Annotated in this window: 23 protein-coding genes, 1 tRNA gene and 1 pseudogene; 12 read left to right on the top strand and 13 right to left on the bottom strand. The window is 68.6% G+C overall.

All coding sequences use genetic code 11. The features are described from left to right. Positions 1–56: 56 nt before the first annotated feature. From ACFV2X_RS31965 to ACFV2X_RS31920, 10 genes are all read right to left on the bottom strand, one after another. Positions 57–1,514: an APC family permease gene (locus ACFV2X_RS31965; protein ID WP_385623167.1), complete on the bottom strand. Its 1,458-nt coding sequence runs from the start codon at positions 1,512–1,514 to the stop codon at positions 57–59. Between the two features lie 345 nt (positions 1,515–1,859). Further along, positions 1,860–2,072, bottom strand: a complete 213-nt coding sequence (locus tag ACFV2X_RS31960) for a ferredoxin (RefSeq protein WP_385623165.1) — start codon at positions 2,070–2,072, stop codon at positions 1,860–1,862. Between the two features lie 55 nt (positions 2,073–2,127). Continuing rightward, the gene (locus ACFV2X_RS31955; RefSeq protein WP_385623162.1) at positions 2,128–3,309 is read right to left on the bottom strand and encodes a cytochrome P450; all 1,182 of its coding nucleotides are present in this window, start codon (positions 3,307–3,309) and stop codon (positions 2,128–2,130) included. Positions 3,310–3,516: 207 nt separating this feature from the next. Beyond that, positions 3,517–4,152: a TetR/AcrR family transcriptional regulator gene (locus ACFV2X_RS31950; RefSeq protein WP_385623159.1), complete on the bottom strand. Its 636-nt coding sequence runs from the start codon at positions 4,150–4,152 to the stop codon at positions 3,517–3,519. Positions 4,153–4,233: 81 nt separating this feature from the next. Next, on the bottom strand, positions 4,234–5,079 hold the full coding sequence (locus ACFV2X_RS31945; RefSeq protein ID WP_385623157.1) for a fumarylacetoacetate hydrolase family protein: 846 nt from the start codon (positions 5,077–5,079) through the stop codon (positions 4,234–4,236). Between the two features lie 11 nt (positions 5,080–5,090). Then, positions 5,091–6,017 carry a 3,4-dihydroxyphenylacetate 2,3-dioxygenase gene (locus ACFV2X_RS31940; RefSeq protein WP_385623155.1) on the bottom strand — a complete coding sequence of 309 codons (927 nt, stop codon included), beginning with the start codon at positions 6,015–6,017 and terminating at the stop codon, positions 5,091–5,093. Further along, entirely contained in the window at positions 6,010–7,473 is a 1,464-nt protein-coding gene (locus ACFV2X_RS31935; RefSeq protein WP_385623154.1) for an aldehyde dehydrogenase, read from the bottom strand. Before ACFV2X_RS31935 ends, ACFV2X_RS31940 begins: the two co-directional genes overlap by 8 nt. Before the next feature lie 33 nt (positions 7,474–7,506). Then, a complete protein-coding gene (locus tag ACFV2X_RS31930; protein ID WP_385623152.1) occupies positions 7,507–8,313 on the bottom strand; it encodes an acetoacetate decarboxylase family protein in 807 nt (268 codons plus the stop codon). A gap of 11 nt (positions 8,314–8,324) precedes the next feature. Then, positions 8,325–9,545 carry an NAD(P)/FAD-dependent oxidoreductase gene (locus ACFV2X_RS31925; RefSeq protein WP_385623149.1) on the bottom strand — a complete coding sequence of 407 codons (1,221 nt, stop codon included), beginning with the start codon at positions 9,543–9,545 and terminating at the stop codon, positions 8,325–8,327. Positions 9,546–9,550: 5 nt separating this feature from the next. Then, positions 9,551–9,739 carry a ferredoxin gene (locus ACFV2X_RS31920; protein WP_385623147.1) on the bottom strand — a complete coding sequence of 63 codons (189 nt, stop codon included), beginning with the start codon at positions 9,737–9,739 and terminating at the stop codon, positions 9,551–9,553. Positions 9,740–10,094: 355 nt separating this feature from the next. Here ACFV2X_RS31920 and ACFV2X_RS31915 point away from each other — a divergent pair, with 355 nt between their 5' ends. From ACFV2X_RS31915 to ACFV2X_RS31885, 7 genes and pseudogenes are all read left to right on the top strand, one after another. After that, positions 10,095–11,450, top strand: a complete 1,356-nt coding sequence (locus ACFV2X_RS31915; RefSeq protein WP_385623145.1) for a glutamine synthetase family protein — start codon at positions 10,095–10,097, stop codon at positions 11,448–11,450. 36 nt (positions 11,451–11,486) lie between these two features. Next, on the top strand, positions 11,487–12,803 hold the full coding sequence (locus ACFV2X_RS31910; RefSeq protein ID WP_385623143.1) for a cytochrome P450: 1,317 nt from the start codon (positions 11,487–11,489) through the stop codon (positions 12,801–12,803). 111 nt (positions 12,804–12,914) lie between these two features. Continuing rightward, a complete protein-coding gene (locus ACFV2X_RS31905) occupies positions 12,915–13,853 on the top strand; it encodes a TIGR03619 family F420-dependent LLM class oxidoreductase (protein WP_385623141.1) in 939 nt (312 codons plus the stop codon). A 100-nt stretch (positions 13,854–13,953) separates the two neighbouring features. Next, positions 13,954–14,148, top strand: a pseudogene (locus ACFV2X_RS31900) (NAD(P)-binding domain-containing protein); the annotation flags it as partial. Positions 14,149–14,225: 77 nt separating this feature from the next. Next, positions 14,226–15,335 (top strand): integrase core domain-containing protein, encoded by a 1,110-nt coding sequence (locus tag ACFV2X_RS31895; RefSeq protein WP_385623139.1) that lies wholly within the window; start codon positions 14,226–14,228, stop codon positions 15,333–15,335. 220 nt (positions 15,336–15,555) lie between these two features. After that, complete coding sequence (locus ACFV2X_RS31890; RefSeq protein ID WP_385623137.1) at positions 15,556–17,094, top strand: ATP-binding protein; 1,539 nt, start codon at positions 15,556–15,558, stop codon at positions 17,092–17,094. After that, a tRNA-OTHER gene (locus tag ACFV2X_RS31885) sits at positions 17,068–17,143 on the top strand. The genes ACFV2X_RS31890 and ACFV2X_RS31885 overlap by 27 nt, the downstream gene beginning before the upstream one ends. Before the next feature lie 28 nt (positions 17,144–17,171). Here ACFV2X_RS31885 and ACFV2X_RS31880 read toward each other — a convergent pair. Together ACFV2X_RS31880 and ACFV2X_RS31875 are read right to left on the bottom strand one after the other, a co-directional pair. Beyond that, complete coding sequence (locus ACFV2X_RS31880; RefSeq protein WP_385623198.1) at positions 17,172–17,750, bottom strand: tyrosine-type recombinase/integrase; 579 nt, start codon at positions 17,748–17,750, stop codon at positions 17,172–17,174. A gap of 311 nt (positions 17,751–18,061) precedes the next feature. Next, entirely contained in the window at positions 18,062–18,448 is a 387-nt protein-coding gene (locus ACFV2X_RS31875; protein ID WP_385623134.1) for a hypothetical protein, read from the bottom strand. An 18-nt stretch (positions 18,449–18,466) separates the two neighbouring features. Between ACFV2X_RS31875 and ACFV2X_RS31870 the strand changes: the two genes are divergently transcribed. The 3 genes from ACFV2X_RS31870 to ACFV2X_RS31860 all read left to right on the top strand — a co-directional run bounded on the left by ACFV2X_RS31870 (position 18,467) and on the right by ACFV2X_RS31860 (position 22,200). Further along, the gene (locus tag ACFV2X_RS31870; RefSeq protein ID WP_385623131.1) at positions 18,467–19,291 is read left to right on the top strand and encodes a hypothetical protein; all 825 of its coding nucleotides are present in this window, start codon (positions 18,467–18,469) and stop codon (positions 19,289–19,291) included. Between the two features lie 72 nt (positions 19,292–19,363). Beyond that, positions 19,364–21,517 carry a hypothetical protein gene (locus ACFV2X_RS31865; RefSeq protein WP_385623129.1) on the top strand — a complete coding sequence of 718 codons (2,154 nt, stop codon included), beginning with the start codon at positions 19,364–19,366 and terminating at the stop codon, positions 21,515–21,517. Between the two features lie 146 nt (positions 21,518–21,663). Beyond that, positions 21,664–22,200, top strand: coding sequence for a hypothetical protein (locus tag ACFV2X_RS31860; protein WP_385623126.1), 537 nt, complete (start codon positions 21,664–21,666; stop codon positions 22,198–22,200). Between the two features lie 344 nt (positions 22,201–22,544). Here ACFV2X_RS31860 and ACFV2X_RS31855 read toward each other — a convergent pair whose 3' ends face one another. Beyond that, complete coding sequence (locus ACFV2X_RS31855) at positions 22,545–23,753, bottom strand: IS110 family transposase (protein WP_385623124.1); 1,209 nt, start codon at positions 23,751–23,753, stop codon at positions 22,545–22,547. A 324-nt stretch (positions 23,754–24,077) separates the two neighbouring features. On the opposite strand from ACFV2X_RS31855, the gene ACFV2X_RS31850 reads away from it, so the two are divergent. Beyond that, positions 24,078–24,488, top strand: a complete 411-nt coding sequence (locus ACFV2X_RS31850) for a restriction endonuclease (protein WP_385623123.1) — start codon at positions 24,078–24,080, stop codon at positions 24,486–24,488. Beyond that, the gene (locus ACFV2X_RS31845; RefSeq protein WP_385623121.1) at positions 24,485–25,570 is read left to right on the top strand and encodes an integrase core domain-containing protein; all 1,086 of its coding nucleotides are present in this window, start codon (positions 24,485–24,487) and stop codon (positions 25,568–25,570) included. Before ACFV2X_RS31850 ends, ACFV2X_RS31845 begins: the two co-directional genes overlap by 4 nt. Positions 25,571–25,867: the final 297 nt, after the last annotated feature.

Here is a 25,867-nt window from a genome sequence, read left to right as displayed (position 1 = left end):
CGGCCCGGTCCCGGGGAGCGGGAACCGGACCGGTCACACCGTGAGAAGCAGCTTCTTCAGGCCGGGCCCGTCGCCCGGTCACGCGTCACGCGGGCGGCGACGATGCCGAGGACCAGGACCGCCGGGACGGCGAGTTCGAGCCAGGTCGCCGTGGTCGAGTCGCCGCCGATGAGGGTCGTGAAGTTGGCCAGGATCAGCCAGATCGCACCGGCGATGCCGAGCGCGCCCAGGATGGGGGCGATCAGAGTGTTCCAGGGGCGGGTGTCCAACCGCTCGCGCCGGAAGAACACCACCACCGACACGGAGGTCAGCAGGTACAGGAGCATGATCCCCAGCACGGCCACCCCGCTGAACCACGAGAAGAGGGTCAGCACCGGATCCTTGCCCAGCAGCGCGAAGGGCATGACGAGCAGCAGGGAGAGCACGGTCTGCACGCTGCCCGCCACCCACGGGGAGTGACTCCGATTGATCGCGGTCAGCCCGTGGGGCAGCAGGCCGTCGCGGCCGAGGGAGAAGAGGTAGCGGTTGGCGGAGTTGTGGAAGGCCAGGATGCCGGCGAAGAGGGAGGTCGCCAGGAGGATCGGCAGGACGTCGCCCACCCAGGCGCCGAACTGCGCGGTGATCGGTGCGAAGACCCATGCCGTGGCGTCACCGCTCGCCAGCGCCTTGCCGGCCTCGGCGGTGGCGCGGGAGGCGCCGTGGGCGGAGATCAGCATCCACGAGGTGAAGGCGAAGAAGCCGGTGATCACGGCGACGGAGAGGTACGTGGCCCGGGGCACTGTCCTGCGGGGCTCGCGCGCCTCCTCGCCGTAGATGGCGGTGGCCTCGAAGCCGAACATCGACGCCACGGCGAACATCAGGGCCACGCCGGGAGCACCCTGGAGCGCAGCGTGCGGCGAGAAGCTGTCGGCGAAACCCAGCCCCTCGGGGCCGCCGCCCTTGAAAAGGGTGACCAGGGCGAAGACGAGCAGGATGCTGAACTCGGCCAGGACGAACACGGCCAGCACCTTGGCCCCCATCTCGATGCCGGCCGCGCCGAGGACCTGGACGATCGCCATGGTGACCAGGGTCCAGACCCACCACGGCGCGTTCAGACCGGTGTACTGCTCCACCAGGGCGCTGACGATCGATCCGTACAGCCCGTACATGGCCGCCTGGACCGCGCAGTAGGCGAAGAGCGCGACACCGGCGCTGCCGGAGCCGGTCGGACGGCCGAGCCCCTTGCCGATGTACGTGTAGAAGGCGCCGGCGTCCACGACATGGCGTCCCATGGCGACGAAGCCCACGGAGAACAGCAGGATGACGATGCCGGCCCCGGCATAGGCGGCGGGCGTACCCGCGCCGTTGCCGATGGCGACGGCGATGGGCACAGCCCCGGCGATGCCGGTCAGGGGGGCCTGTGCGGAGAGGACGAAGAAGAGGATGCCGAGGACACCGAGGGAGTTGGGCTTGAGTCGGCCAGCGGTGGGTTCGTCCTGCACGGTCTGGTTTTTCTGGACCGTTTGACTGTCCACGCGGATCACCTGCCAGGGGAGCGGAGCGAAGGAGATTTATTTTGGAGCCAAACGAGTTGCCTCATGGTGAGGCGGAACTATCCACATGACAAGGGGTTGGGTGATGATTTTCCGCTACCGCTCCCGCCCGGGAGTGACATCCCCACGGGAACCGGCGGGGCCATCCGGCCGAGCCGTCGGGCGCCCGCCCGAGGGCCGCCGCGGTAGCGGCGCCAGGACGGCAGCGGAAGTCCGCCGCGTCACCCTTCGGCGGCGAGACGGCCGGACAGCCGTCGTCGACGGCCTCGACACAGCAACCCGGCAACCGGGCAACCCGGCGGCCATCGGTGCCCTGTCGGTGCCCGGCTACTCGTGGACGGTGATGGCCTGCAACGGACAGACGTCCGCGGCTTCCTGCACCTCGTCGACGTTCGCCGCGTCCACCTCCGCCGTGTACAACTCGGTGGCCTCGTTCCGCAGGGACAGGCGTCCCTGCTCGTCGAGGGCGAAGAGTTCGGGGGCGGCGTAGACGCACTGGCCGTGGTCCTGGCACTTCTTGAGGTCGACTTCGACGCGCATGATGACTCCTGGGTGTGGTGCTGTGCTGTGTGCTGGGGGAACGGCCGGCGTTCTGTCAGCGCAGCCGGATCGGCAGGTGGGCGATGCTGCGCAGGAACTCGGTGTGGGTGAAGGTGGGCTCACCGGCGAGTTCGATCATGCTGAAGCGGTTGACCAGCGTGGTGAAGACGACGTCGGCCTGTGCGCGGGCGAGCACCTGTCCCGCGCAGCCGTGCTGGCCGGAGCCGAAGGCCAGGTGCTGGCTCGCGGCGGCCGGACGGTTGTGGTCGAAACGGTCCGGGTCGGGGAAGGCTTCCTGGTCGCGGTTGGCGGAGCCGATGAGCAGGACGAGGACCTCGCCGGCGGGCACGGTCGTGTCGCCGATGACCGTTTCCTGGGTGGTGAGGCGGGAGACCATCTGCTCGGGGGTCTCGATGCGCAGCACCTCGTTGATGAAGCCGGGCCGGATTTCCGGCTGGTCGCGGTAGATCCCGATGTACTCGGGGTGTTCGGCCATGTGCCGGATGCCCTGCACGATGAGGTGCTTGATGTCCAGGTGACCGACGGCGAAGAAGAGCAGGATCGAGAAGATGACCTCGTTCTCGGTCATGTTCCCCGCGTGCTGCTCGGCGAGGAAGTGGTCGATCAGTCCGCTGCCGGGGTGGGCGCGCTTGTGGGCGATCAGGGCGCGGTTGTGCTGCTCGTACCACTCGAAGGCTTCACCGGTGACCCGCCAGTCGTCCTCGTCGGACCCAGGCCCAAGGCTGACGCCGATGTCATAGGTGGCCTTCTGGATCTCCAGCATCTTCGTGGGCTCGACACCGAAGATGTGACAGATGGTTTCGAACGTGGAGCGCAGGGCGAGGTCGTCCACCGCATCGAGCGCGCCGCCCGCCTCAACCGCCTTGTCGAGCACGGCGTCCACGGACGCCTGCATCACCTTGGACCACTCCTCGACCGCCTTGGGCGTGAACCAGCGGTTGGTGATGCGGCGCAGCCGCGTGTGGTCGGGGGCGTCCTGGCCGAGCACCGTGTCGTGCAATGGATCGGCCACACCGAAATCGAGCTTGCGGACACTGAGGGTGGGATTGCGGATCAGCTTCGCGACGTCCTCGTAGCGGGACACCACGTACACGCCGATCGGATGCCGGTAGACGGGCGCCTCCGCGCGGAGCCGGGCGTAGTACGGAGCGGGGTCCGCCCGGTAGCCGGGATCGCGGAACGGAAGCAGCTCGGCTGCGGGAGCCTCGATGGTCATGGGGATCTCCTAGGGATGCATGGCGGCCGCGGACGGTCCCTGCCATGCAGGCGAGAATTATCCACCTGGAAAGCTGCGTCAATGCTTCCTGCGACCGTAACCAACTCTTTACTCGTACGGAATCAAACGAGATCATGGCGCCGAACAGCGAAAGGCTCCGGACGCGGAACGTCCGGAGCCTTGGAAAAAGCAGGTCAGAGGGGGTTTTCAGCCGTCCTCGGCGGTACGGTCGCCGGCAGCGTCACCGCCTGCGTCGAGGAACCTCAGCAAGGAGCGCAGCTCTTCCAGTGCGGCATCCGTGACCTCGGGCTCACCGAGGACGAGCTGGTGCAGTACGAGGCCGTCGAGCGCGGCGAAGACCAGCCGGGTCAGTGCCTTGTCCGCGCCGGCGGGCAGCATGCGGGTCAGTTCGCGCTGGGTGGCGTCGAAGTACTCGTCGTACAACGCGCGGATCTGCGGCAGCAGCTCCGGGCGGCGGCGCGATTCCAGCAGCAGCTCGTACTGGAACGCCTGGATGTCCGGATCCGCCGTGACCATCTCCGACAGCCCCGCCGAGAAGTCCGCGACCTTGCCGGTGCCCGGTTCGAGCGCACTGGTGCTCAGCGAGGTGCGGATGGTGTGGGCGAGGGTCTCCTCGATCAGGGCATCGCGCGAACCGAAGTGGTGCACCACGAGGCCGTGGGTGACCCCGGCCTCCTCCGCGACGGCCCGGTAGGTGAGCCTGCGCAGGCCGCCCCGCGCCACCACACGGACGGCGGCGTTCAGCAGGGCTTCCCGGCCCTCGCCGTAGTGCAGGCGCTTGCGTGAGGGCCGGCTCTTGGGGGCGTCGGTGGACTCGGTCATGGAGGCGACCCTACCTGGGCGGGCGGCCGCACCGGACGCCTCGGTCGGCAGGCCCGGTGCGGCGCCGTTCATGGGCGTCAGTCAACGCCTGGGCGGGCGGATGCCGCGGAACTCCCAGTCGCCGCCGAGCGCGGTGGACAGGACCTCCTCGGACTCGGTGGGCTGGGCGCCGACGTCGGTGCGGACCGGGGTCGGGCCGGTCACGATGCGGTTCGTCAGCCGGCCGAGCCCCTCCACCTCCACCTCGACCACATCCCCCGGCTGGACGGGCCGGGAGTTGGCGGGGGTGCCGGAGAGCAGGACGTCACCGGGGTAGAGGGTGATGGTGCGGGCGATGTCGGCGACGAGGTAGTGCATGTCCCACTTCATCTCGTCGGTCGAACCGTCCTGCACCACCTCGCCGTTGACGTAGGTGCGCAGGCTCTTGCCGTGGAAGTCCCAGTCGGTGACGAGACCGGGGCCGAGTGGGCAGAGGGTGTCGGAGCCCTTCACGCGGAGCATGGACCCGGCGTCGGTGTCGCGGAAGTCGTGCAGGCCGTAGTCGTTGGCGATCGTGTAGCCGGCGATGTACTCGCCCGCCTCGGCCGGGGAGATGTTCCGCGCGGTCTTCCCGATGACGATGGCGACCTCGCCCTCGTAGTTGAGCCACTTGCAGCCCTCGGGGCGGACGATGGCGCCCTTGTGGGAGTTGAGGGAGGAGGTCGGCTTGTGGAAGTAGGTGGGGGTGTCGGGGAGGTCGATCCGGAACTCGTCGACGCGGCTGCGGTGGTTGAGGTGGACGGCGATCACTTTGGACGGCACGACCGGCGGCAGGTGCTGCGCGTCCTCGATCTTGACGCGGCGGCCGTCCCCGGCGACCAGTTCGTCGCCGTCGACGGTGACCTGGACGGCGGCGCCGTCCAGCAGAATGCGGCGGTATTCGGGCATGGCGGGCCTTTCTAGATACGGCTGTGAGGGGTGCGCGGGGAGGGCAGGCCGGCGCCGGTCCAGCCGTCGGCCGGGCGGTCGAACCAGAGGTGGACCTGACCGGTGCCGATGGAGTTCTCGTACTCCCCGTACTGGCGGGCCCGGGCGACGCACGCCTGCTCGCCGAGGGCGCCGGCCATCATCAGGTAGTGGAAGAACTTCGCCTCCGGCTTGAACTTCCAGAAGGCGTCCATGGTGTCGAGGACCTTGTCGTGGCGGCCCTCCTTGAACCAGGCGATCCGCTCCTGGTCGGCCTCGCGCGCCTCGGGCGTGAAGATGTGCACCGGGTCGCTCGACTCGTGGTCGCGCAGTTCGCGCAGCGGCCAGAAGGTGTGTGACAGCGCACCGGAGGCGATGAGCAGGACCCGGCGGCCCGGGGTGGCGGCGATGCCGTCGGCCAGGGCGCGGCCGAGGCGCAGGTGGTCCTCCATGTCGCCGGTCTGGCAGACCCCGATGGTCACCCACCGCTTGTCGTGCAGCCCCTCGCCGAGGAACTTCCAGAGGTTGATGGTGGCGTAGTAGATCGGTAGGTACTCGTCGTCGATCGCGGTGATCCAGGTGCCGTGCTTGTCGGCGAACTTCTCGATGTTGTGGGCGAGTTCCTGGTCACCCGGGAAGTCGTACGGCATCCGGCACATGCCGCGCGGCAGCTCCTCGGAGGTGAAAAGGCCGGCCCTGCGCTGCTGGGCGGTGACGACGAATTCGACCGTCGTGGCCCAGTGGGAGTCCAGGACGACGACGGTGTCGTAGTCGTCGCGCTCGAAGACGTCCTTGCGGAGCTGGTGCAGGCCGGTGACGAGGGTGATCTCCTTGCCCGCGTTGAGCTCCAGCCGGGTCTCCTGCGGAAGCACGATGGTGGGGACGTGGGCGAGCAGGCCCGCCCCGACGATCTCACCCATGGTTCCTCCAGCCGTTCGGCGCGGTCACGGTGTTCTTCACGTCGCAGTAGAAGTCGAAGCTCCAGGTGCCGCCCTCGCGGCCGACGCCGGAGTGGCGGGAGCCGCCGAAGGGCGCCTGCAGGTCGCGGACGAAGAAGCAGTTGGTCCAGACCGTGCCTGCGACCAGCTGGGCGGTGACGCGTTCGGCGCGCTCCGGGTCACCGGTGGCGAGCGTGGCGGCCAGCCCGAAGCGGGTGTCGTTGGCGAGGCGGACGGCCTCGTCCTCGGTGGCGAAGGTCTGCAGTGTCAGGACCGGTCCGAAGACCTCCTCCTGCACGATCTCCGAGTCCTGGGCGACGTCGGTGAGGAGGGTCGGCGCGTAGTACTGGCCGTCCCCCCGGTGCCCGCCGATGACCGCGCGGGCCCCGGCCGCGATCGCCCGCTGCACGAACCCGTCGATCTTCTCCAGCTGGCGCGGGTGGATGTTCGGGCCGATGTCGGTGGCCTCGTCACGCGGGTCGCCCTGGGTGAGCTGCCCGGCCTTCTCGACGAAGCGGCGGGTGAACTCCTCGGCGACCGACTCCTGGACCAGGAAGCGCGTTGCGGCCAGGCACACCTGCCCGGCGTTGTCGTACTGCTCCACCGCCAGGTCGACCGCGAGGTCCAGGTCGGCGTCGGCGAACACCAACAGGGGGGACTTCCCGCCGAGTTCGAGGCTGAGCGGGGTCAGGTTCGCGGCAGCCGAGGCCGAGATCCGCTTCGCCGTCGGCACCGAACCGGTGAAGCTGATCCGCCGCACGTCAGGGTGCGAGGTCAGGGCGTCACCGATCTCCGAGCCGTACCCCTGCACGACGTTCAGCACCCCGGCCGGCAGCCCGGCCTCGGCGGCGATGTCGGCCAGCAGGGAGGCGGTCAGCGGGGTCCACTCGGCGGGCTTGAGGATGACCGTGTTGCCTGCGGCGAGAGCGGGGGCGACTTTCCACGTGGCCAGCATCAGGGGGGCGTTCCAGGGGGTGATCAGGACGCTGGGGCCCGCCGGGTCCCAGCTGACGTGGTTGGTGTGCCCGCGCGTCTCGAAGTCCTCGTGCTCCAGCTTCAGCAGCCAGTCCGCGAAGAAGCGGAAGTTGTGGGCGACGCGGGGCATGACGCCCCGGCGGTGGGAGCGGAGCAGGGCGCCGTTGTCGGTGGTCTCGACGATGGCGAGCTCTTCCAGCCGTTTCTCGACGCCGTCGGCGACGGCATGCAGGATGCGGGCGCGTTCGGCGCGGGGGGTGGCGGCCCAGGCAAGGAAGGCGGCCTTCGCCGCGGCCACCGCGGCCGCGGCCTCCATGGCGGTGCCCCGGGAGATCTCCCCCAGAAGGCTGCCGTCGATCGGCGAGACATCGGTGAACGTTTCGGTGGAGGCGACGCGCTCGCCGCCGATCCAGTGCCGGGTGTCGACGGCGACCCCGGCCACCGTGAGGGTGTGCTCGGTCATGTCCGGTCTCCAAGTCCTGTGGTGCGTACGGGGTTACTCGGCGCCGGACGTGCCGGACTCCAGCAGTCGGCCGCCGTCCCAGACGACGCCGACCTGCCGGTAGTAGGCGGCGATCGGTTCGCGGATCTCCAGGCGTGCCAGTTCCTCGGTGGGCGCCTCGAACAGCTCCAGCTCGGCGTCGCCGCGCCACGGCTGCCCGCCCTCGAAGGAGGCGGCGCCGGACTCGATCAGCTCGTCGAGCGCCAGGCCCTTGCCCTTCTCGATGGAGGGCAGCCAGCGGTGGTGGGCCATGGGGTGGGCGTTGACGAAGCCGTTGGTCTCCGACGGCTCACGCAGGGTGACCACGGCTTGGGCGAGGCGCCGGTCGGCGGCGGCGAGGGTCGCCCCGAAGCGGGCGCCGGCCTCGATGCGCGGGGCGGGCCCGTACGGGTGCGGGCGGGTCTGGTGGATCGAGCCGAGCTTCTTCGGGTATCCCTGGTGCAGTCCGCGGGCGATGGCGAAGTCCTTGTCGACCCAGATGTAGACGCAGCGGCTGTAGGTCTGTCCCCGGTACTTGCAGCGGACGACCGCGAAGGCCTCCTTGTACTGGGCGAGCACCGGGTCCAGCAGCTCCTGGCCCGATTCCGAGCAGGACTGCCAGTCGGCCCAGATCAAAGCAACCGCGCCAGGGTCCTCGTCGGCCAGCTCCAGCGGCTCGGGCAGCAGTTCACGCACCCGCGCGGGATCCGTGCGGTACTCGACGGTCAGCAGGTCGCCGGAGTAGCGCCACGGCGGGGACGGGATCAGCGAGGAGGCACCGCTCGCCGTCTTGGGGTGGAAGTAACCACGGACAGTGGACATGAAGGGATTCCTTACGCGGTGAGGGCGGGCTGCTTGAGCAACTGGGCGCGATACCGGGCGGCCCCCATCGCGGCGGCCTGACCGCCGAGCGCGACGACGCCGACGAGCCGGCCACCGGTGTGGTATCCGACCAGGACGTCACCGTCGGGGTCGCCGTCCAGGATCCGTACGTCGTCCTTGCCCAGGACGGGCGCGCCGAAGGACTGCAGCCGGAAGTCGTGCTGGTCGCTCCAGAACGTCGGCAGCGGGGCGAAGGGCACCAAGTCCCCGTCTATGCCGGTGAGATGGGCGACAAGGGCCTTCGTGGCGTGCTTGGCCGTGTCGGTGGGGATCGACCAGTGCTCGACACGCCGGGGTACGCCGTCGTAGCGGGCGTTGGGGAAGCGGGCGACGTCGCCGACCGCGACGACCTCCGGCCGTCCCCCGACCCGCAGCTGCTCGCAGGTAAGGACGCCGTCACTGAGGTCGAGGCCGTTGCCCTCCAGCCACTCGACGTTGGCCACGGAGCCGACCGACTCCACGACCACATCGGCGGGCAGCACAGTGCCGTCGCTCAGCACGACCCCGGTGACCCGGTCCTCGCCCTCGAAACCGGACACTCCGGTGCCCAGCGCGAAGCGCACCCCTCGCTCCTCGTGCCGCTTCAGCAGTGCGCGGCCCAGCAGTTCGCCGAGCGGGCCGACCATGGGCAGGGGGAGCGGATCGACGACGGTCACCTCGCGGACGCCGAGGCCCACGGCGGTGGCGGCGACCTCGCAGCCGATGAAGCCGGCGCCGACCACGACCACGCGGGCACCAGGGCGGGTCAGCTCGTCGCGCAGGCCCTGGGCGTCGGCGAGGGTGCGGACGGTGTGGCGGCCGGTGAGCGGTCCGGGGCAGCGCAGGCGCCGGGGCCGCATGCCGGTGGCGACGACCAGTCCGTCGTACGAGATCGCCGAGCCGTCGTCGAGTTCGACGACGCGCCGGTCGAGGTCGGCGGCGACGACCCTCGTGCCGAGCCGCCACTCCACGTCGGCGGCGGCTGCCTTCGGCGTGAAGGCGAGCGACTCGAAGGGGGCCTTGCCGGCCAGCACCTCCTTGGACAGCGGGGGCCGGTTGTAGGGCATGTGGGGCTCGTCACCGATGACCCTGATCGTCCCGGTCCAGCCCGCCGCGCGCAGTTGTTCGGCGGCGCGCAGGCCGCCCATCGAGCCGCCGGCGACGACGACACGTCCGGTCGGGGTTGCGGTCATGGCGGTCATCCCTCGATCCGGATGGCCTGCAGCGGACACACGTCGGCGGCCTCTTCGACCTCGTCGCGCAGCGCGTCATCGGGGTCGGACACGTACACCAGGTGTCCGTCGTCGTTCATCGAGAAGACGTCGGGGGCGGCGAAGACGCACTGGCCGTGGTCCTGGCACTTGTTCATGTCGACGACGACCTTCATGGCGGTCCTCCTGAGGGGTGAGGGCGTCGGAGCAAAGAAGAGGAGAGAAAGAGAGGGGCCCGGCCCGGGTGCGGCCGGGCCCCTCGGCCAAAGGGGGCAAAATCCAGCGGATGCCGCACCCCTCACTCGTTTGGCTTCAAACAAGATAGGAAGCCGTCCGACCCTGGTCAATACCTGTCCAGATGGATAACTTTTATCTACCAGCCCCTTGCGGGGACGCAATCCCCTCCATATCGTTCGGGATCAAATGATTAGTCCGGGGCGCGCTTCTCCCCCGCCCCGGCTTCCCTCCTCCGCACCCCACCCCCAGTGCCCCCGGCACGGGGAGTCCCTTCCTTCCGCCAAGGAGACACCGGTGAGCGCATCCGACACCTCAGACATCCGCCAGCACATGGAGCGGCTCGCCGCCGAGGGCGTCGACGTGGTCCGCGTGGTCTACCCCGACCTGATCGGCACCGACCGCGCCCGCGAGGTGCTGCTGGACCATCTGCCGTCGGCCTGCGAGCACGGCCTCGCCTTCTGCCGCGCCGTCTACCACACCACCCCGCAGGGCGACGTGGTCCCGGTCGCGGGCGGTCTGGACGCCGGTCTGCCGGACGTGACCGTACGCCCCGACCTGTCCACCCTGGCCGTCCTGCCCTGGGAGCCGGGTGTCGCCGCCTGTCTCGGCGAGGTCACCGACCCGGCGACCGGTGCCCCGGCGCCCGAGTCCCCCCGCGACCTGCTGCGCACCGTCCTGGCCCGCTGTGCCGAGCAGGGACTGCGCCCCGTGGTCGGCCCCGAGCTGGAGTACTTCCTGCTGGAGGCCGCCCCCGGCTTGCCCACCGGCTGGCGCCGCTCACCGCAGACCGCCGGCGCCGTCTACACCGCGGGCCTGCGCGCCGACCCCGACAACCACCTGCTGCGCACCCTGCGCGCGCTGCGCGACCTGGGGCTCGGTGTCGTCACCGGCAACCACGAGTTCGACGGCGGCCAGTACGAGATCAACCTCACCCACTCCGCCGCCCTCGACGCCGCCGACCGCGCCTTCCGCTTCAAGGCCGCCGTCAAGGAACTGGCCCGCAAGGAGGGCAACCTCGCCACCTTCATGGCCAAGCCCTTCGGCGACGCGGGCGGCTCCGGCTTCCACCTCCACCTGTCCTGCAACGACGCCGATGGCCACAACGCCTTCGACGACCCGGCAGGCTCCTACGGCCTGTCCGCCACGGCCCGGCACGCCATCGCGGGCATTCTCGCCCACGCGCCCGCGCTCGCAGCCCTGGCCAACCCGACCGTGAACTCCTACAAGCGCTTCGGCCCGGACACCCTCGCCCCCTGGCTGATCGACTGGGGGCTGGACAACCGCAGCGCCATGGTCCGCATCCCGCCGGAGCGCGGTGGCGGGGCGCGGCTGGAGCTGCGACTGGGCGACGCAAGCGCCAACCCGTACCTGCTGATCGCCGGCACGATCGCCGCCGCTTCGCTCGGCGTCCAGGCCGGCGAGGAACCGCCCGCCCCGCTTCAGGGCTACGGCTACGACACTTCCCGTGCCGCCCTGCTGCCCCAGAGCCTGTCGGCCGCGCTCGACGCGCTGGAGTCGGACACCGCCCTGACCGACCTGCTCGGCAAGGACTTCACCACGTCCTTCCTCACCTACAAGCGGGACGAGCTCGAACGCTTTGGGCGGCACGTCACCGACTGGGAGTTCACCGAGTACGCCTACCACCTGTAAGCCCGCCCCGAAGCCCTCGCCCGAAGGATCCGCCACATGACCAGCTCCACCGTTCCCGCCGTCCCCACCACCCGGGCCGAACTGCGCGCAGCCCTCGACGAGCCCCTGCCGCTCGACCGGGTGGACCTCGCGGACCTCGACAACTTCGCCGACGGCATCACCCCGTGGCGCATGTTCCACACCCTGCGCCACCAGGACCCGGTCCACTGGCAGCCCGAAGAGACCCCCAACTCCGGCTTCTGGGCGGTGACCCGCCACGCCGACATCGCCACCGTCGACCGCGACCCGGAGACCTTCACCTCCACGAGGTTCGTCAACCTCGAAGAACTCGACGACGACCAGGTCAAGAAGCGCGCCTCCATCCTGGAGATGGACGGCGTCCGCCACCGCGCCCTGCGCAACGTGATCCAGCGGCAGTTCGGCGCGAGCGTCATCAACAGCTACAGCGACTTCCTGCGCGGCCTGACCGCCAAGACGCTCGACGCCGCCCTCGCCAAGGGCACCTTCGACTTCGTCGCCGACGTCTCCGCCGACTTCCCCATCAACGTCCTGGCCCGGCTCCTCGACGTCCCGCCGGAGGACAACCAGCAGCTCATCGACTGGGGCAACCGCATCATCGGCAACACCGACCCCGACTACGCCGACGTCCTGCTGCACAGCGCGGAGAGCGAGAAGTACCGCGACCTGCCCTTCCGTTCCCCCGCGTCGATCGAAGTCTTCGAGTACGGCAGGGCGCTGGCGCGGCAGCGGCGTGGTGGCGACGGTACGGACCTGGTCTCGAAGCTGGTCAACACCACGCCGCGCGACGGCGTCCCGCTCTCGGCCCAGGACTTCGACAACTACTTCCTGCTCCTGGTGGTGGCGGGCAACGAGACGACCCGCCACACCATCTCCCACTCCATGCTGGCCCTCCTCCAGCACCCCGAGCAGCTGGCGAAGCTGAAGGACGACCCGTCCCTGATCCCCACGGCGGTCGAGGAGTTCCTGCGCTGGGCCTCCCCCGTCTACCACTTCCGCCGCACCGCCACCCGCGACGTCGAACTCGGCGGCAAGCACATCAAGGAAGGCGACAAGGTCGTCATGTGGTACGCCTCCGGCAACCGCGACGAGCAGGTCTTCGGCAATCCCTACAACTTCGACGTCACCCGGCAGCACAACGACCACGTCACCTTCGGCAAGGGCAGCCCCCACCTGTGCCTGGGCAACCTCCTCGCCCGCACCGAGATCCGCATCATGTTCGAGGAGCTCATCCCGCGCATCGCCGACATCCGCCTGGCCGGTGACGTGCCGCGCGTCCGCTCCAACTTCGTCAACGGCATCAAGAAGCTGCCGGTCGAGGTCACCCTCGCCTGACTGCCGGCCGCAGCCGTCCAGACGGCTGCGGCCGCCCCGGGCGCCCCGGCCAGAACGAGCGGCCGCCCCTCACTCCTGCCCTCAAACACGCCCGCCTTGAGGATCGCCACGATGACCACTCCCCGTATGCAGCTCGTCCTGAGCGAGAACTGGACCATGACCGCAGGCCGCGCGGACCTGCCGACCGTGATCCGCTGGGCCCGCGAAGCCGAGGACGCCGGATTCGACTCCGTCATGATCAGCGAACACATCGTGCTCGGCCCCGACGCCGGAGCAGGCGGCGTGATGGGCAACCCCCGCGACTACGCCCTGCCGGGCAACCAGGACCCCCACACCCCATGGCCCAACTCCCTCATGCTGCTCAGCGCGATCGCCGCCGTCACCGAGCGGCTGCGCCTCGCCGCGTCGGCGGTCATCGCTCCCCTGCGGCACCCCCTGCTCCTGGCCCGCGAGCTCGGCACCCTCGACCTTCTCTCCGAGGGCCGTCTGATCGTGCTGCCCAACGTCAGCTGGAGCCGGGACGAGTACGCGGCACTCGGTGTCCCGTTCTCCCGGCGCGGCAAGCTCCTCGACGAGCACCTGGAGATCTGGGCGAAGCTGTGGGGCCCCTCTCCCGTGTCCCACGAGAGCGAGTACTACACCTTCCGGGACGTGTACTTCGAGCCCAAGGCATACCGCCCGGACGGCCCCCGACTGTGCTTCGGTGGCGCGGGCATGCACGACGCGATGGTCCGCAGGATCGTCCGGTACGGCCATGCCTTCAACCCGCTGGGCAAGGTGACGTCCGAGGAGATACAGACGCTGAAGGCCGCGATGGCCGCGGCGGGCCGCGACATCGCCGACCTGGAGATGATCGGCGGCACCCGCGCCGTGTTCCCCGACGACGACTCCTGCGCCGACCTCGCCCAGGCCCTCGAGCCCATCCCCGCGCAGATGGCCCAGGGCTTCACCACCTTCTGCATCAAGCCCTCGCAGTTCACTGACGACCCGAACGGGGTGGGCGCCTTCTGCCGCGAGGTGATCCGTCGCGTGGAGTTGCTGACCGCCTGACGGCGCCGGCCGATGTCCCGCATCGCGGCCCGAGCAGCCCGCTGACGACGAACGGCACCGGGCCGCGGAAGAACGAACCGAACGAGCCAAGGACCACAGCATGACGACTCCCGACGAAGCCGCCAGCACCCGTCCCTCCACTCCCGCTGAAGCCACTCGAAACGATCCCCATCGCCTTCCCGATGTGTCCGGCCTGGTCGTCGGCATCCTCGGCGGAACCGGCCCACAGGGGCGCGGCCTCGCCTACCGGCTCGTCGGCGCGGGCCAGCAGGTCGTCATCGGGTCACGGAACGCCTGAAAGGTGTCTTTATTGCCGTACGGTGGTTGACCTGGGGCTTTGCGATTGCCTGCATGTGGGCATGATCAATGATTGTGGGTCTGCGACTGCTCTACCTGATCTTCTGCCGACTGCTGGGCTGCCTTCTTTCGCTGGGCCGGTCGACCGTCGCGAACAACGCCGGGATCCTTGCCCTTCGTCATGAGGTCGCTGTGCTTCGCCGGCAGGTCCAGCGGCCGCGGCTCTCATGGGCTGATCGTGCCGTGCTCTCCGCTCTCGCACGGCACCTGCCACCCGTCTTACACCGCCACCGGCTGGTCACCCCGGGCACCCTGCTGGCCTGGCACCGCCGTCTGGTGCGCTGGAAATGGCGCCAAACACCGGTCAGGCCCGGTCGTCCACCATTGCCGGAAGAGACAGCACTCATCCAGAGCCTGGCGCGAGAGAACCCGACCTGGGGATACGTCAGGATCCAGGGCGAGCTGCGACGGCTTGGCCACCGGGTCGCCGCCGCCACGATCCGGCGCGTCCTGCGCCGCTCCGGCCTGCTACCCGCACCGCAGCGCGCCTCCCTGCAGACCTGGCGCTTCTTCCTCCGTTCGCAGGCGCACACGCTTCTGGCTTGCGATTTCATGCATGTGGAGACCGTCTTCCTCAGACGTCTCTACGTCTTCTTCATCATGGAGATCAAGGCCCGGCGCGTTCACGTCCTGGGCGTCACCGCCCACCCGACCGGTGCGTGGGTAACCCAACTCGCCCGCAATCTGCTCATGGACCTCGGAGACAGGGCCGGGTGCTTCCGGTTCCTCATCCGTGACCGGGACAGCAGGTTCACCGCCGCGTTCGACGCCGTCTTCGCCGGCAACGGCACAGCCGTCATCCCAACGCCACCGCAGAGCCCCCGGTCCAACGCGTTCGCCGAACGATGGATACGCACAGCCCGCGCCGAGTGCACCGACCGACTCCTGATCACCGGTGAACGACACCTGCGTACGGTCCTCACCACGTACGCGGAGCACTACAACGCGGGACGGGCCCACCGCAGCCTCGACCTACGTGCTTCAGACGATGACCCGAACGTCATCCCCCTGCCCGCTGCCGCGGTCAGGCGTCGCCAGGTACTTGGCGGACTGCTCAACGAGTACCACACCATGTCGCCCCGGGTGCCTCACCATCCGCAGGAGACGCCCAGCTCAGCGGCCTGATCGGAATATTGACACCCTTCACTTCAGGCGTGATCAACGAGTACAGATATGCCGCTTGACCAGGAGCGACGATTATTCGAGCCCCACAGCACAGGATGTCATTCTCGCCAAGCGCAGGCGCAGCGGTCCACCTTGCGGTATAACCGTGCCTCATCGAGTTTTGTATAAACCGAGCTATACTGATGGCGTAGGGTTCGTGTAGGGTTACCTGGAGGCGAGCATGGAGAAACCAGGGCATGTGCTCGACCGCGACGAGCAGTGGGCGGCGCTTGTGCGTTTCCTTGAGCGGGGAGGGCAGCCGCTGCGCATCGGCCTGGTCTCCGGGCGCCGCCGTCACGGCAAGTCCTTCCTGCTGCGTGCCCTGTGCGATGTTGCGGGTGGCCTGTACATCACGGCGGTCCAGGAAGAGGGAACGCGCGCGGCGCAACACCGCTTCTGCGCCGCCATCGCGCGGCACGCTGGCCTGCCCGAGAGTGCGGTCCGACTCGATGACTGGGAGCAGATCCTTGCCACGGCGCTTCAGGTGGTGGCCCGGCGCGCGGAAGCTGGCGGCGCCCCGCTGCTGGTGATCGACGAATTCCCGTACCTGCTCACCCACAGCCCGCAGCTGCCCTCGCTGCTCCAGCACCTGTACGACGGCTCGCAGGCCGACAGGGCCCCCGGCGGACGCCTCATTCTGTGCGGGTCGGCGATGTCGGTGATGCACGAGCTGCTCTCGGGCACCAAACCGCTGCGCGGCCGTGCCGTACTGGACATGCGGCTGGGCCCCTTCAGCTACCGGCAGGCCGCGGCGCTGTGGGGCATCGACGACCCGCAGCTGGCCTTCCAACTGCACGCGGTCCTCGGCGGGGCCCCGGGCTACCGGCAGTTGGTTCAAGACGATCCGCCGGCCGGTATCGACGGTTTCGGCGACTGGGTCGTGAACAACCTCTTCGACATCGACCTCGGCCTGTTTACCCGCAACGAGACGGAGTACCTGCTCCGCGAGGACCCGCGTATCACCAATCGCGTCGTCTACTACGAGGTCCTCTCCGCCGTCGCGGCCGGAGCCACCACCCCCAGCAAGATCGGCGGACTCATCGGACGCGAACGCACCGCCCTCGCCCACATCCTCGACGTCCTCCTCTCCTCCGGTTACCTGCGCCGCGAGGACGACCTGCTGCGCCAGCGCAAGCCCACCATCACCGTGGCCGACCCGATCATCCGCTTCAACCAGCTGATCACCGTCCCCTACACCGACCTGCTCGAGCGCCGCGAAGGCCAGCAGGTGTGGCAGGCGGCTGTCCCCACCTTCGCCTCGCAGATCCTCGGTCCCCACTTCGAAGAACTCGCCCGGGACTGGGTGCGACTCTATGCCGCCGACGAGGCTGGCATCACCGCCGGAGCGGTCGGCACCACCGACATCCACGACACCGAGGGACGCGCCAAGCACGAACTCGACGTCGTCGCCCTCACCCCCGGCGACAAGCCGCGCACCCCCAAGGCGCGTATCGCTCTGCTCGGCGAGGCCAAGGCGACCGTCCGACGCCGCGGCGTGGAAGACCTGGAACGCCTGGAGCACATCCGCACCGTTCTGAATTCTCAAGGCCATGACAGTGCCGATGCCGCTCTGGCCTTGTTCTCCCAGCACGGCTTCACCCCGCCGCTCTGCGAGATGGCCGCGGGCCGCGATGACGTCCACTTGATCGACCTTGCCACGTTGTATGGGCGCGATAACCATCAGCTGGGATCGCGTGATGCGCTCCGGCACGGCACTTGACGGGCTGGGGGTCAAGGGGGCGCAGGTTCAAATCCTGTCGTCCCGACCAGCGTTTTCGCAGGTCGGAGGCCGTTTTCTCAGAGATGGGAAAGCGGCCTTTTTCGTGTTGTGGGGGCTGGTGGTCGCATTGTGGTCGCAGTGGCTTGTTGGGGTCGGGGTGCGGTGGGTGAAGTAGCGGTCTTGGTGGGGGAGTAGGTCCGTTTCCAGTGGTGGTGGGGTCGGTTTCGGTGGTCGCGGTGTGGTCGCGGTCGGGGTGGCCAGTGGCGGCGGATGCCGCCGGTGTGGCCGGCGTCGGCTTTGGTGAGTGCTTTGTCGATGGCTTCTACGGCGTCGCGGGCGGCTTGCCGGGTGAGGTGGGCGTAGATGTTGGCGGTGGTGGAGACGGTGGAGTGGCGCAGGGTCTGGGAGACGGTGAGGAGTGGGATGCCTGCGGTGATGGGGAGGGTGGCGGCGAGGTGGCGCAGGTCGTGGAGGGTGATGATGGGGACTTTGGCCTGGGCTGCGAGTCGTTTGAAGGGGTCCAGGAGTGTCTGTGGTCGCAGGGGTTGGCCGTCGGGCCGGGTGAACACCAGGCCGGAGAACAGATCGTCGGGGCGAGGTGCAGCGGGGGTGAGTGGGGCCTGGTGCTGGAGAGCGGCTGCGACACGTGGGGAGATGGCGACCCAGTTTTTGCTGCTGCGGGTTTTGGGTGTGGTGATGACGAGTTGGCTGTTGTTGATGGCGGAGAGGGTGTGGCGGACGTGAGGACTTGTTCGTCGAGGTGGACGTCGGTCCAGTGGAGGCCGAGGGCTTCGCCTTTGCGCATGCCGGTGCCGATGAGGACTTCGACGAAGTCGGCTATCAGGGGGTCGGTGTGGTGGCAGTGGCGCAGGAAGCGGGCGGCTTGTTCGGGTGTCCAGATGGTGTGTTCGGCGGCTGGTGGGCGGGGGAGGACGGAGGGCTTTGCGGGGTTGTGGGCGAGGCGGCGCTAGCGGACGGCGTCGCCGAGTGCGCTGGAGAGTGTGGCGAGGCAGCGGTGGAGGGTGACCTTGCCGCGGCCGGCGGCGAGTTGGGTGCGGGCGAAGCCGGCGATGTGGCGGTAGGCGAGGTCGTCGAGCCTGAGTGTGCCCAGGGCCGGGATGAGGTCGTGGGTGACGTAGTCGCGGTAGCGGACGAGAGTGGTCTGCTTGAGGGTGAGGGCTTTGGCTTCGAGCCAGGTGGTGAGGTAGTCGGCCACGGTCTGGTTCGGATCGGCGTTGAAGCCGCCCGCCTCGCCCTCGAGCATCCGACGCAGCGCGGACCGGGCGGCATCTTCGCTGGGGAAGCCGCCGCGGCGGACGGTGGTGCGTTTGCCAGCGGGGGCGGGCAGGTCCACGGCGAAAGTCCAGGTGCCATGATCACGATCGCCGGCGAGCTTGGGACAGCGCATACCGAGCTGACGATGCTCGGCATCCCGGCAGCCACAGCGCCGGTAGACACGGCCTCGGTCGGCAGGGGAGGGCATGATGATCGCCTCCCGTATGTGGAGCAGAGGTGCCGACACATCCAGTTTGGACCTGGTGAGCTCGCCAATGCGACCACCCGAGGTGTCGCAGCCCCTCTGGCCTGCGGTGATCCCTTGTCGTGGCGCCACAAGTGCGAGGCAATGGCAGTCGGGGTTTCGACGCTCGACGTTTGCTGTTGCTGCTCAAAAATAGTGTGCCAAGCGGGCGCTCACGCTCTGGCGGTCCCGAGCGAGCCCTTCTATGGTCACGTCGTGGAGTGGGTGACTCTGGTAAGCGCTGCGGCGGGCGCTGTCATCGCAACGGCATCAGGTGCGTTCTTCGACCGCCATCGGTGGCGGCGGGACCAGAGCGCCCATCTCCTGGGGGTTCGCCGAACCCTGTACGGCGAGTACCTGACCTGCTTATCGAAGGCGCGCAACGCATTTCGCCTCCTTGCCCGAGACCGTGACCTTGGGGCGCTGGAGCGGGAGAGATTGGCGCGGGAATGCTTCGCTCCGTGCTACGAACTGCGCTACCAGATGACGATTACCGCGTCAGCGCTCGTTGTCGCGGCGTCCGAGGAGACCTTCCGGCGGCTTCGGGACATGCGGGATCTCGCCGCGGCCGGCGTGCTTGCGGGCGATGAGGCCTACTCGGGAGGTCGTGGCGCCTACGAGGCGGCGCTCACTGGGTTACGCCTCGCCATGCGAGCCGAACTCGGGTCAGATCAGTAGCCGGCCTGTCGGTCGTTGGCGCTAGGCTCGCGAACCGGAGGATTGGGGGAGATTTGTGCATGATCACTGCTGATGGCCGAGGTCCCGCTCGGGCCGTTCGAAGGCACGCCGATCACGGTCTACTCGGCTAAGGGGAAGAACGTCAGGCTGCACGTTGCCAGAGCATGCAGCCAGCTTCGTACGTCCGATGTGAGGACTGCTCAGGTCTCTTTGCGCTCGGCGGTGATGGGGCGGCTGTGCTCTCGCTGTACGGAGTGGGGATTGTGGGCACGGCCGACAACTGCGCTGGGCATGTTCCTGCGGGCACTCGGCGGAGTGGGGCTGCTCTATCAGCTGCAGTCCTACACCGAACCGGACGATGACGAGTGCTGGACGCAGGAAGAGGTACAGGCTGCTGCGGAACTTCTGGGCTCGGAGTCGGACGTCGCCGATGAAGAGGGTGACGAGGACGACGGGCAGGAGGCGCCTGAGGACGCGGAGCGCTTGCGTGACCTGGTGTTCTCTCATTGGCGTGGTGCGGCGGAGAGCCTGTACAGGGGTCAGGCCACCCTTGCCCACTTCTCCTGGCTCGAGGACTGGGCGAAGCCGCGGCTGGCGGCGAAGGCGCAGTATCTGGAGACGTTGCGCTCGCAGGCGGCCTTGTTCGTCGAGCCGGCGGGGCTGCTCGTCGCTGCTGCGGCAGCAATCCTGGAGATGCTCCGGCTCCCTGACGAGGATGCGGCCTTCGCGGTTCTGGGCGGCAGCGGCAAGGTATCCGCGGGGCTGAGCGCGTTGTGGCGCCGGTGGCAGAGCGCGGCCGAGAGTGGCTGGGAAGGTCCTCGGGCGCGCTCGTATATCTCCTACTACCTCGTGCAGGACATCCGCGGCAATCGGAAGGGGTATGGCGAGGCCCGCACTGGAGCGGCACGTCTGGTCGAGGCGTGGGAAGAGCAGGCCCGCGTGCTTGCCACATCGGGTGAGGGCAGGCCGACACGGCTTGTGACGGCACGCCTTCCGGAGGAAGGGCTGGATCTATGGGCGCAGGGCGTTGTGGCCGTGTGGGCCGTCGACGCGGACTGGGGACGTCGTACGGTCACACTTGACGTTCCCGCCCTCGTCGCCGACAGACTGCTCGGTCCGTCGAGCAGCATGATGTGCGAACCGTCCCGCGGAGAAGCCGTTCCGACCGAGCCGAGTCGCGGTCCGGCCGGTCGGCAGGGCACCGTCAGCCCCGGGGTCTTCGACGACACCCCGGTCTTCGACCGGCGACCCATCACCGCCGAACACATCCACGCGCTGAGGAGCTTCTCGCCCGGTGCTGACCAGCTCTACGTCGTCTTCTCGGTGAGTGGTGGGGCTGAGGTGCTGCCTCTCGACGTTATCGAGAGGAGGCTCGCGCAGGGGTGGGTCGGAGCCCTTGTCGCAGGGGCCGCCGACCTCCCGGGGAGCCTGATGGGCCCGTGGGCCCGGACTGTCGCCTCCGACCACGAGACGGGCGAGAACTACTGGACGGATGGTGATCGAGGCGTTCACCATCCGCGATTCGGCGAGGAGTTCGGTGGTGAGGACGGTGCGCGCCAGGCTGTCCGGCACACCTACCGGGATGCCGAACGGGAACCCAACTTGCGCCTGCTTGCCTTGTCGCGAGGGGTGCATGATCTGCGAAGCCTCGACGCAGGCCGTGAGCGGGTGCTGCCCTTGGCGGTGTGGCGGGGCCTCCTCGCCCACGACTGGCTGGATCTCGCGCCCTTCAGACAGCCCGGCGCCGACAGGTGGCGCAGCGGTAGTGGCGTTCCGCTGGGGTCTTTGGCCGTGGCCCAGATCTACGCCACGAACGCGGATCCGGGGATCGAGGGCAAGGGCCACTCGCCCCTGTGCAGGCATGCCGGGGAGCGCGGTGTCGCAGCCAGCGACGATCTTCTGACCATCGTTGACCTGCTCGCCCGGGACGACTTCGACTGGTGCAGCAAGTGTGGCGGCTACGCCGTGCGCAGGCTAACCGACACCCAGGTCTCGTACTACCGTGCTGCCCACAGACTGCACGACCTCGCACGTCAACTCGGCGACGACAGCAGGCACCACGACACCATCGACGTAGATACGGTGATCTCACAGCTGGAAGAACTGGCGGACTGGCAGCCGATCGATGAGGAAGGCTGGTACACCAGCGATTCCTGGCGATGGCGCGAGGCCATCAGAAACATCAGGCATAAGGCCGAGCGGACCCGTCGGCACGATGCTTCTTGAGCCGTCGGCCTTCCGGATCGTCGAATCCTCCCCATGAGGCCGACACCTGTCGGCGTCGGCCACCTTCCCGTTCTGCCGGTGACGGGTGAATCATCGGGCTGCCGACGGGCAGTCTTTGAGGTGTTCACAACTCGGGAGGGGACTTGATGCGGCGCACGGAAGCAGCCCGGCAACTGGGGGGATTCGTCCGCGAGCACCGCACCGACGGCGGCAGGCGCCTGCGCCAGGCCGGCGCCCTGCTGATCACCGGCGCCGTGGGCACGGCCTTCGGAATACCCGTCGCCGTTGCCTCCATCGGTACCACCGACGGCGCCCCTGAGCTGGCGGGCCTGTTGCTCGGGGTCGGCCTGGTGGGCCTGGGCCTGGGGATCTGGCGACTGACACAAGCTCTTCGCACCCGGGATCAGTGCTTCGACATCCACGAGCGAGGACTGACTCACCGGATTGCCGGCACCGCCACCCTGATCCCCTGGACAGACATCGAACAGGTGAGCACCAACGGCGACGACGGGCGGCCCCTGGCCGAGGCCCGGGGCATGGGCTTCACCTTCGGCATCCGTCTGCGCAGCGGCGACAAGATCCGCGTTGACACGTTCACCGAGGACACCCGGGAGCTGGCACTGGTCATCCACCGCGCAGTGAGTCTGGGACAGTTCCCGCAGGGCCGCGGCCGAAGACCATGACGACGAATGAGCGAGCCGCACCCATCGGGCTTCCACCAGCAGGCGGATCTCAGGCACAGAAGCCGCTCTTTGTCCGAGCCTGTTCCGGCCCCTGAGAGCCCAGGAGCTGCTGCTCCGGCCAGCCGACGAGTCACCGGCCTACTCCCGTCACACGTGTCTGTTCGCTCGGCACCCCGACCCCTGGACCTTATTCATTCGGTTGTGGTCTTTCCGTGAGCGATCCGTCAGTGATACCTCTAGTGGGTCCATCGCGGAAAGCGGCGGCATTCAGGGGGAGACGTTGGACCCGAGTCAGGGATCGCGGGGGGGGGGTGCCTCTATGTCCTTCGTCAAGCCTGAGCTGGTCATGCGACGGCTGCTTCGGGGAGGCGGGGTTCGTAGAAGGTGCCGTCGCGAAGCATCGCGAACAGCACGCTGATCCGTTGTCGGGCAAGGCGGAGAAGAGCCTGCGTATGGGTCTTCCCGCGGGCCCGGCAGCGGTCGTAGTAGGAACGGGAGGCGGGATCGTGCAGGGCAGCGAACGCGGACAGGAACATTGCCCGCTTGAGCTGGCGGTTGCCGCCTCTGGGCGCGTGTTCGCCGTGGATCGAAGTCCCCGAAGACTTCGTCGTCGGAGCGAGGCCGGCGTAGGAGGCCAGGTGGGCGGCGGTGGGGAAGCTGGTGCCGTCGCCGACGGTGACCAGCAGTACTGCGGCGGTCCTGACCGCGACCCCCGGCATCGAGGTCAGGACCTTGGAAAGAGGGTGGTCCTCCAGCAGGGCTTTGATCTGGGTCTCCAGTGCCCGGCGCTGTTCATGGACGGCCGCGAGGGAGCGGGCCAGGGACGGGATCACGAGGTCGAGGGTGCCGGTCCCGGGGACGACGACGGTCTGTTCGTCGAGCGCGTCGAAGACATCGTCGATCAACCGGGCGGCCATGCGCGGGGCCTTGGGCCGGATCCCCTCGACGAGCCTGCGGCGACCGGCCTTTCGCAGCGCGGCCGGGGAACCGTAGCGTTCCAGCAGCCAGGTGACGGCCTGGTGGTCCAGGCGGGGGCCGAGCACGCGTTCCAGGCTGGGGTGGAACTGGGTGAGCAGGCCGCGTATCCGGTTGGAGGTGCGGGTGGCCTCGGCCGCAAGGTCCTGGTCGAAGCCGGTCAGGACGGTCAGTTCGGCGGTGATCTCGTCGGTCAGTTCCAGCGAGCGCAGGGTGTGGGGCATGGTGCGGGCGGCGTCCGCGATCACCGCGGCGTCCTTCGCGTCGGTCTTCGCCTCGCCCGGATACAGGTCGGCGATCCGCCGCATCGCGAGTCCGGGCAGGTAGGCGACCTTGCAGCCCGCGTCCCGGGCGACCGTCAGGGGCAGGGCTCCGATGGAGGCGGGCTGGTCCACGATCACCAGGACGGTGCCGAACTTCGCGGTCAGCTTGTCGAAGACGGCCCGCAGCTTCGGCTCACTGTTGGGCAGCTGCTTGTCGAGGACCTTCTTCCCGGCCGGGGTGAGTCCGTGGCCGTGGTGAGCACTCTTGCCGACGTCCAGGCCGAGGAACACGCCCACGTCTTCGATCTCGAACATCGCGCCCCTTCCCAAGGGGTGTTGGCGGTGCCGGCCTCGGCTCGGGTGTCGTGCTCGCGCATCCACGTTATGCAGACCTGCCGCCCGCGAGCTGTCCGGCATTGCGCCGGACCGGGCGGTGGCCGGACCTCTGATCAGCGTCTCCGACGGCACCTCCCGGGCCCGGTGACACCACCCCCCAGGTCATCCGTTCGACAGGGGGGAACAGTCATGCCGGGCCCGGAGGCCAGCGGCCCCATTGCGGAACCGCGAAGAACATAACGGGGGGGGGGGGCAGGGAGCCAGGCAGGTGTTCCGTCGCTCATCCTCAACTATCCAATGGCCATGCATTTTCCGGCTATGCCTTCGCCTGAGAAGATAGTCTTCACTTACGATCCCCACGAGTTTGAGAAGTTCGTCGAGGAGTGGGTGCCCGCGCTGGACGGCCTGTACGTGCGGGTGGAGCGCCAAGGAGGCGCTGGCGACCACGGCATCGACGTGGCCGCATTCCTCACTCGCCAGGGCCTGGAAGGTCCCTGGCACAACTACCAGTGCAAGCGCTACAAGGGAACGTTGGCCTGGAGCACCGCCGCGGGTGAGATTCGGAAGATGTTCGCGGGTGTGGTCACCGGTCAGTTCATCGCGCCGGAGCAATACACCTTCATCGCCCCGTCCATCGTGTGGGGCTCGGTTATTCATCGCTGCTGGTCAAACGTCCCACCCGGCATGCAGAGAGCTGCGACCATGATGGGATGATCGTGTCGCTCCTGTACCAGGTGACTCGACGCCTTCTGGCCGTCCCGACGGTGCTTCTGCGGCGGGACACCTCGAAGGAGGCCGAACTTCTTGTCCTGCGCCATGAAAACGCCGTGCTACGACGCCAACTACAGGGACAAGTACGGTACGAACCCGCGGACCGCCTGTGGTTCGTCTCCTTGTTCTCCCTGATCCCCCGCCGCCGCTGGGCAAAGGTCTTCCCTATCGCTCCCAGCACGCTGTTGGCTTGGCACCGCAGGCTCGTCGCCCTCCGGTGGGACTTCTCCCGACGACGCCGCGGTCCCGGACGGCCGCCCACGCAGGCCGCCGTCAAGGACCTCGTACTGCGCCTTGCATGCGAGAACAGCCGATGGGGTCACCGCCGGATTCAAGGTGAACTGGCCCGGCTCGGACACCCGATCGCCGCCTCGACCGTCTGGCAGATCCTCCACACCGCAGGCATCGACCCCGCACCACGCCGCACCGGCCCAACCTGGCGCGAGTTCCTCTCTACGCAGGCTACCGGCCTGATCGCCTGCGACTTCCTCCACATCGACACCATCAGCCTGCAACGTCTCTACGCCCTGGTCTTCCTCGAGCACCGCACCCGGCGCCTGCACATCGCCGGCGTCACCGCACATCCGACCGCGGCCTGGGCCACCCAGCAGGCCCGCAACCTCGCCACCGACCTCGGCATACGCATGGACTCGCTGCGCTTCCTCATCCGGGACCGCGACAGCAAGTACACCGAGGCCTTCGACGCCGTGTTCCAGGCCGAGGACATCGAGATCATCAAGACGCCGGTCCGTGCGCCGAAGGCCAACGCCCACTGTGAACGAGTGATCGGCACTCTCCGCCGAGAAGTCCTGGACCACATACTCATCCTTGGCGAAGGTCACGCGCGCCAGGTCCTGGCCGTGCACCAGAGGCACTACAACGCGCACCGCCCCCACCGGGCCCGATGCCAACTACCTCCCCAAGCTCACGGACAACCACCTCCGATCCTGGAGTCGGCCAGCCGCAGAGTCCTGCGCACCCGCATCCTCGGCGGCGTGATCAACGAGTACAGATATGCCGCTTGACGAGGAGCGATGATTATTCGAGCCCCGCAGGACTCTGTCGCCCGATTCGTGGTGAGGTCCGATTCGATCAGCGCCACTTCCGCTTTCTCCGCCAGCGGTCCACCGGTCTCGCCAGGTCGGCTGAATCGGGCGACAGAGTCCCGCAGGGTGGCAGATGCCGTGCGAGAGCGGAGAGCACGGCACGATCAGCCCATGAGAGCCGCGGCCGCTGTACCTGCCGACGAAGCACAGCGACCTCATGACGAAGGGCAAGGATCTCGGCGTTGTTCGCGGCCGTCGAGCGGCCCAGCAACAGGA

Source organism: Streptomyces sp. NPDC059679 (assembly GCF_042734105.1).
In the GTDB taxonomy this organism is placed as follows: domain Bacteria; phylum Actinomycetota; class Actinomycetes; order Streptomycetales; family Streptomycetaceae; genus Streptomyces.
The sequence above is the reverse complement of the archived record's forward strand: the minus strand, read 5'-3'. Positions and strand labels throughout refer to the sequence as shown.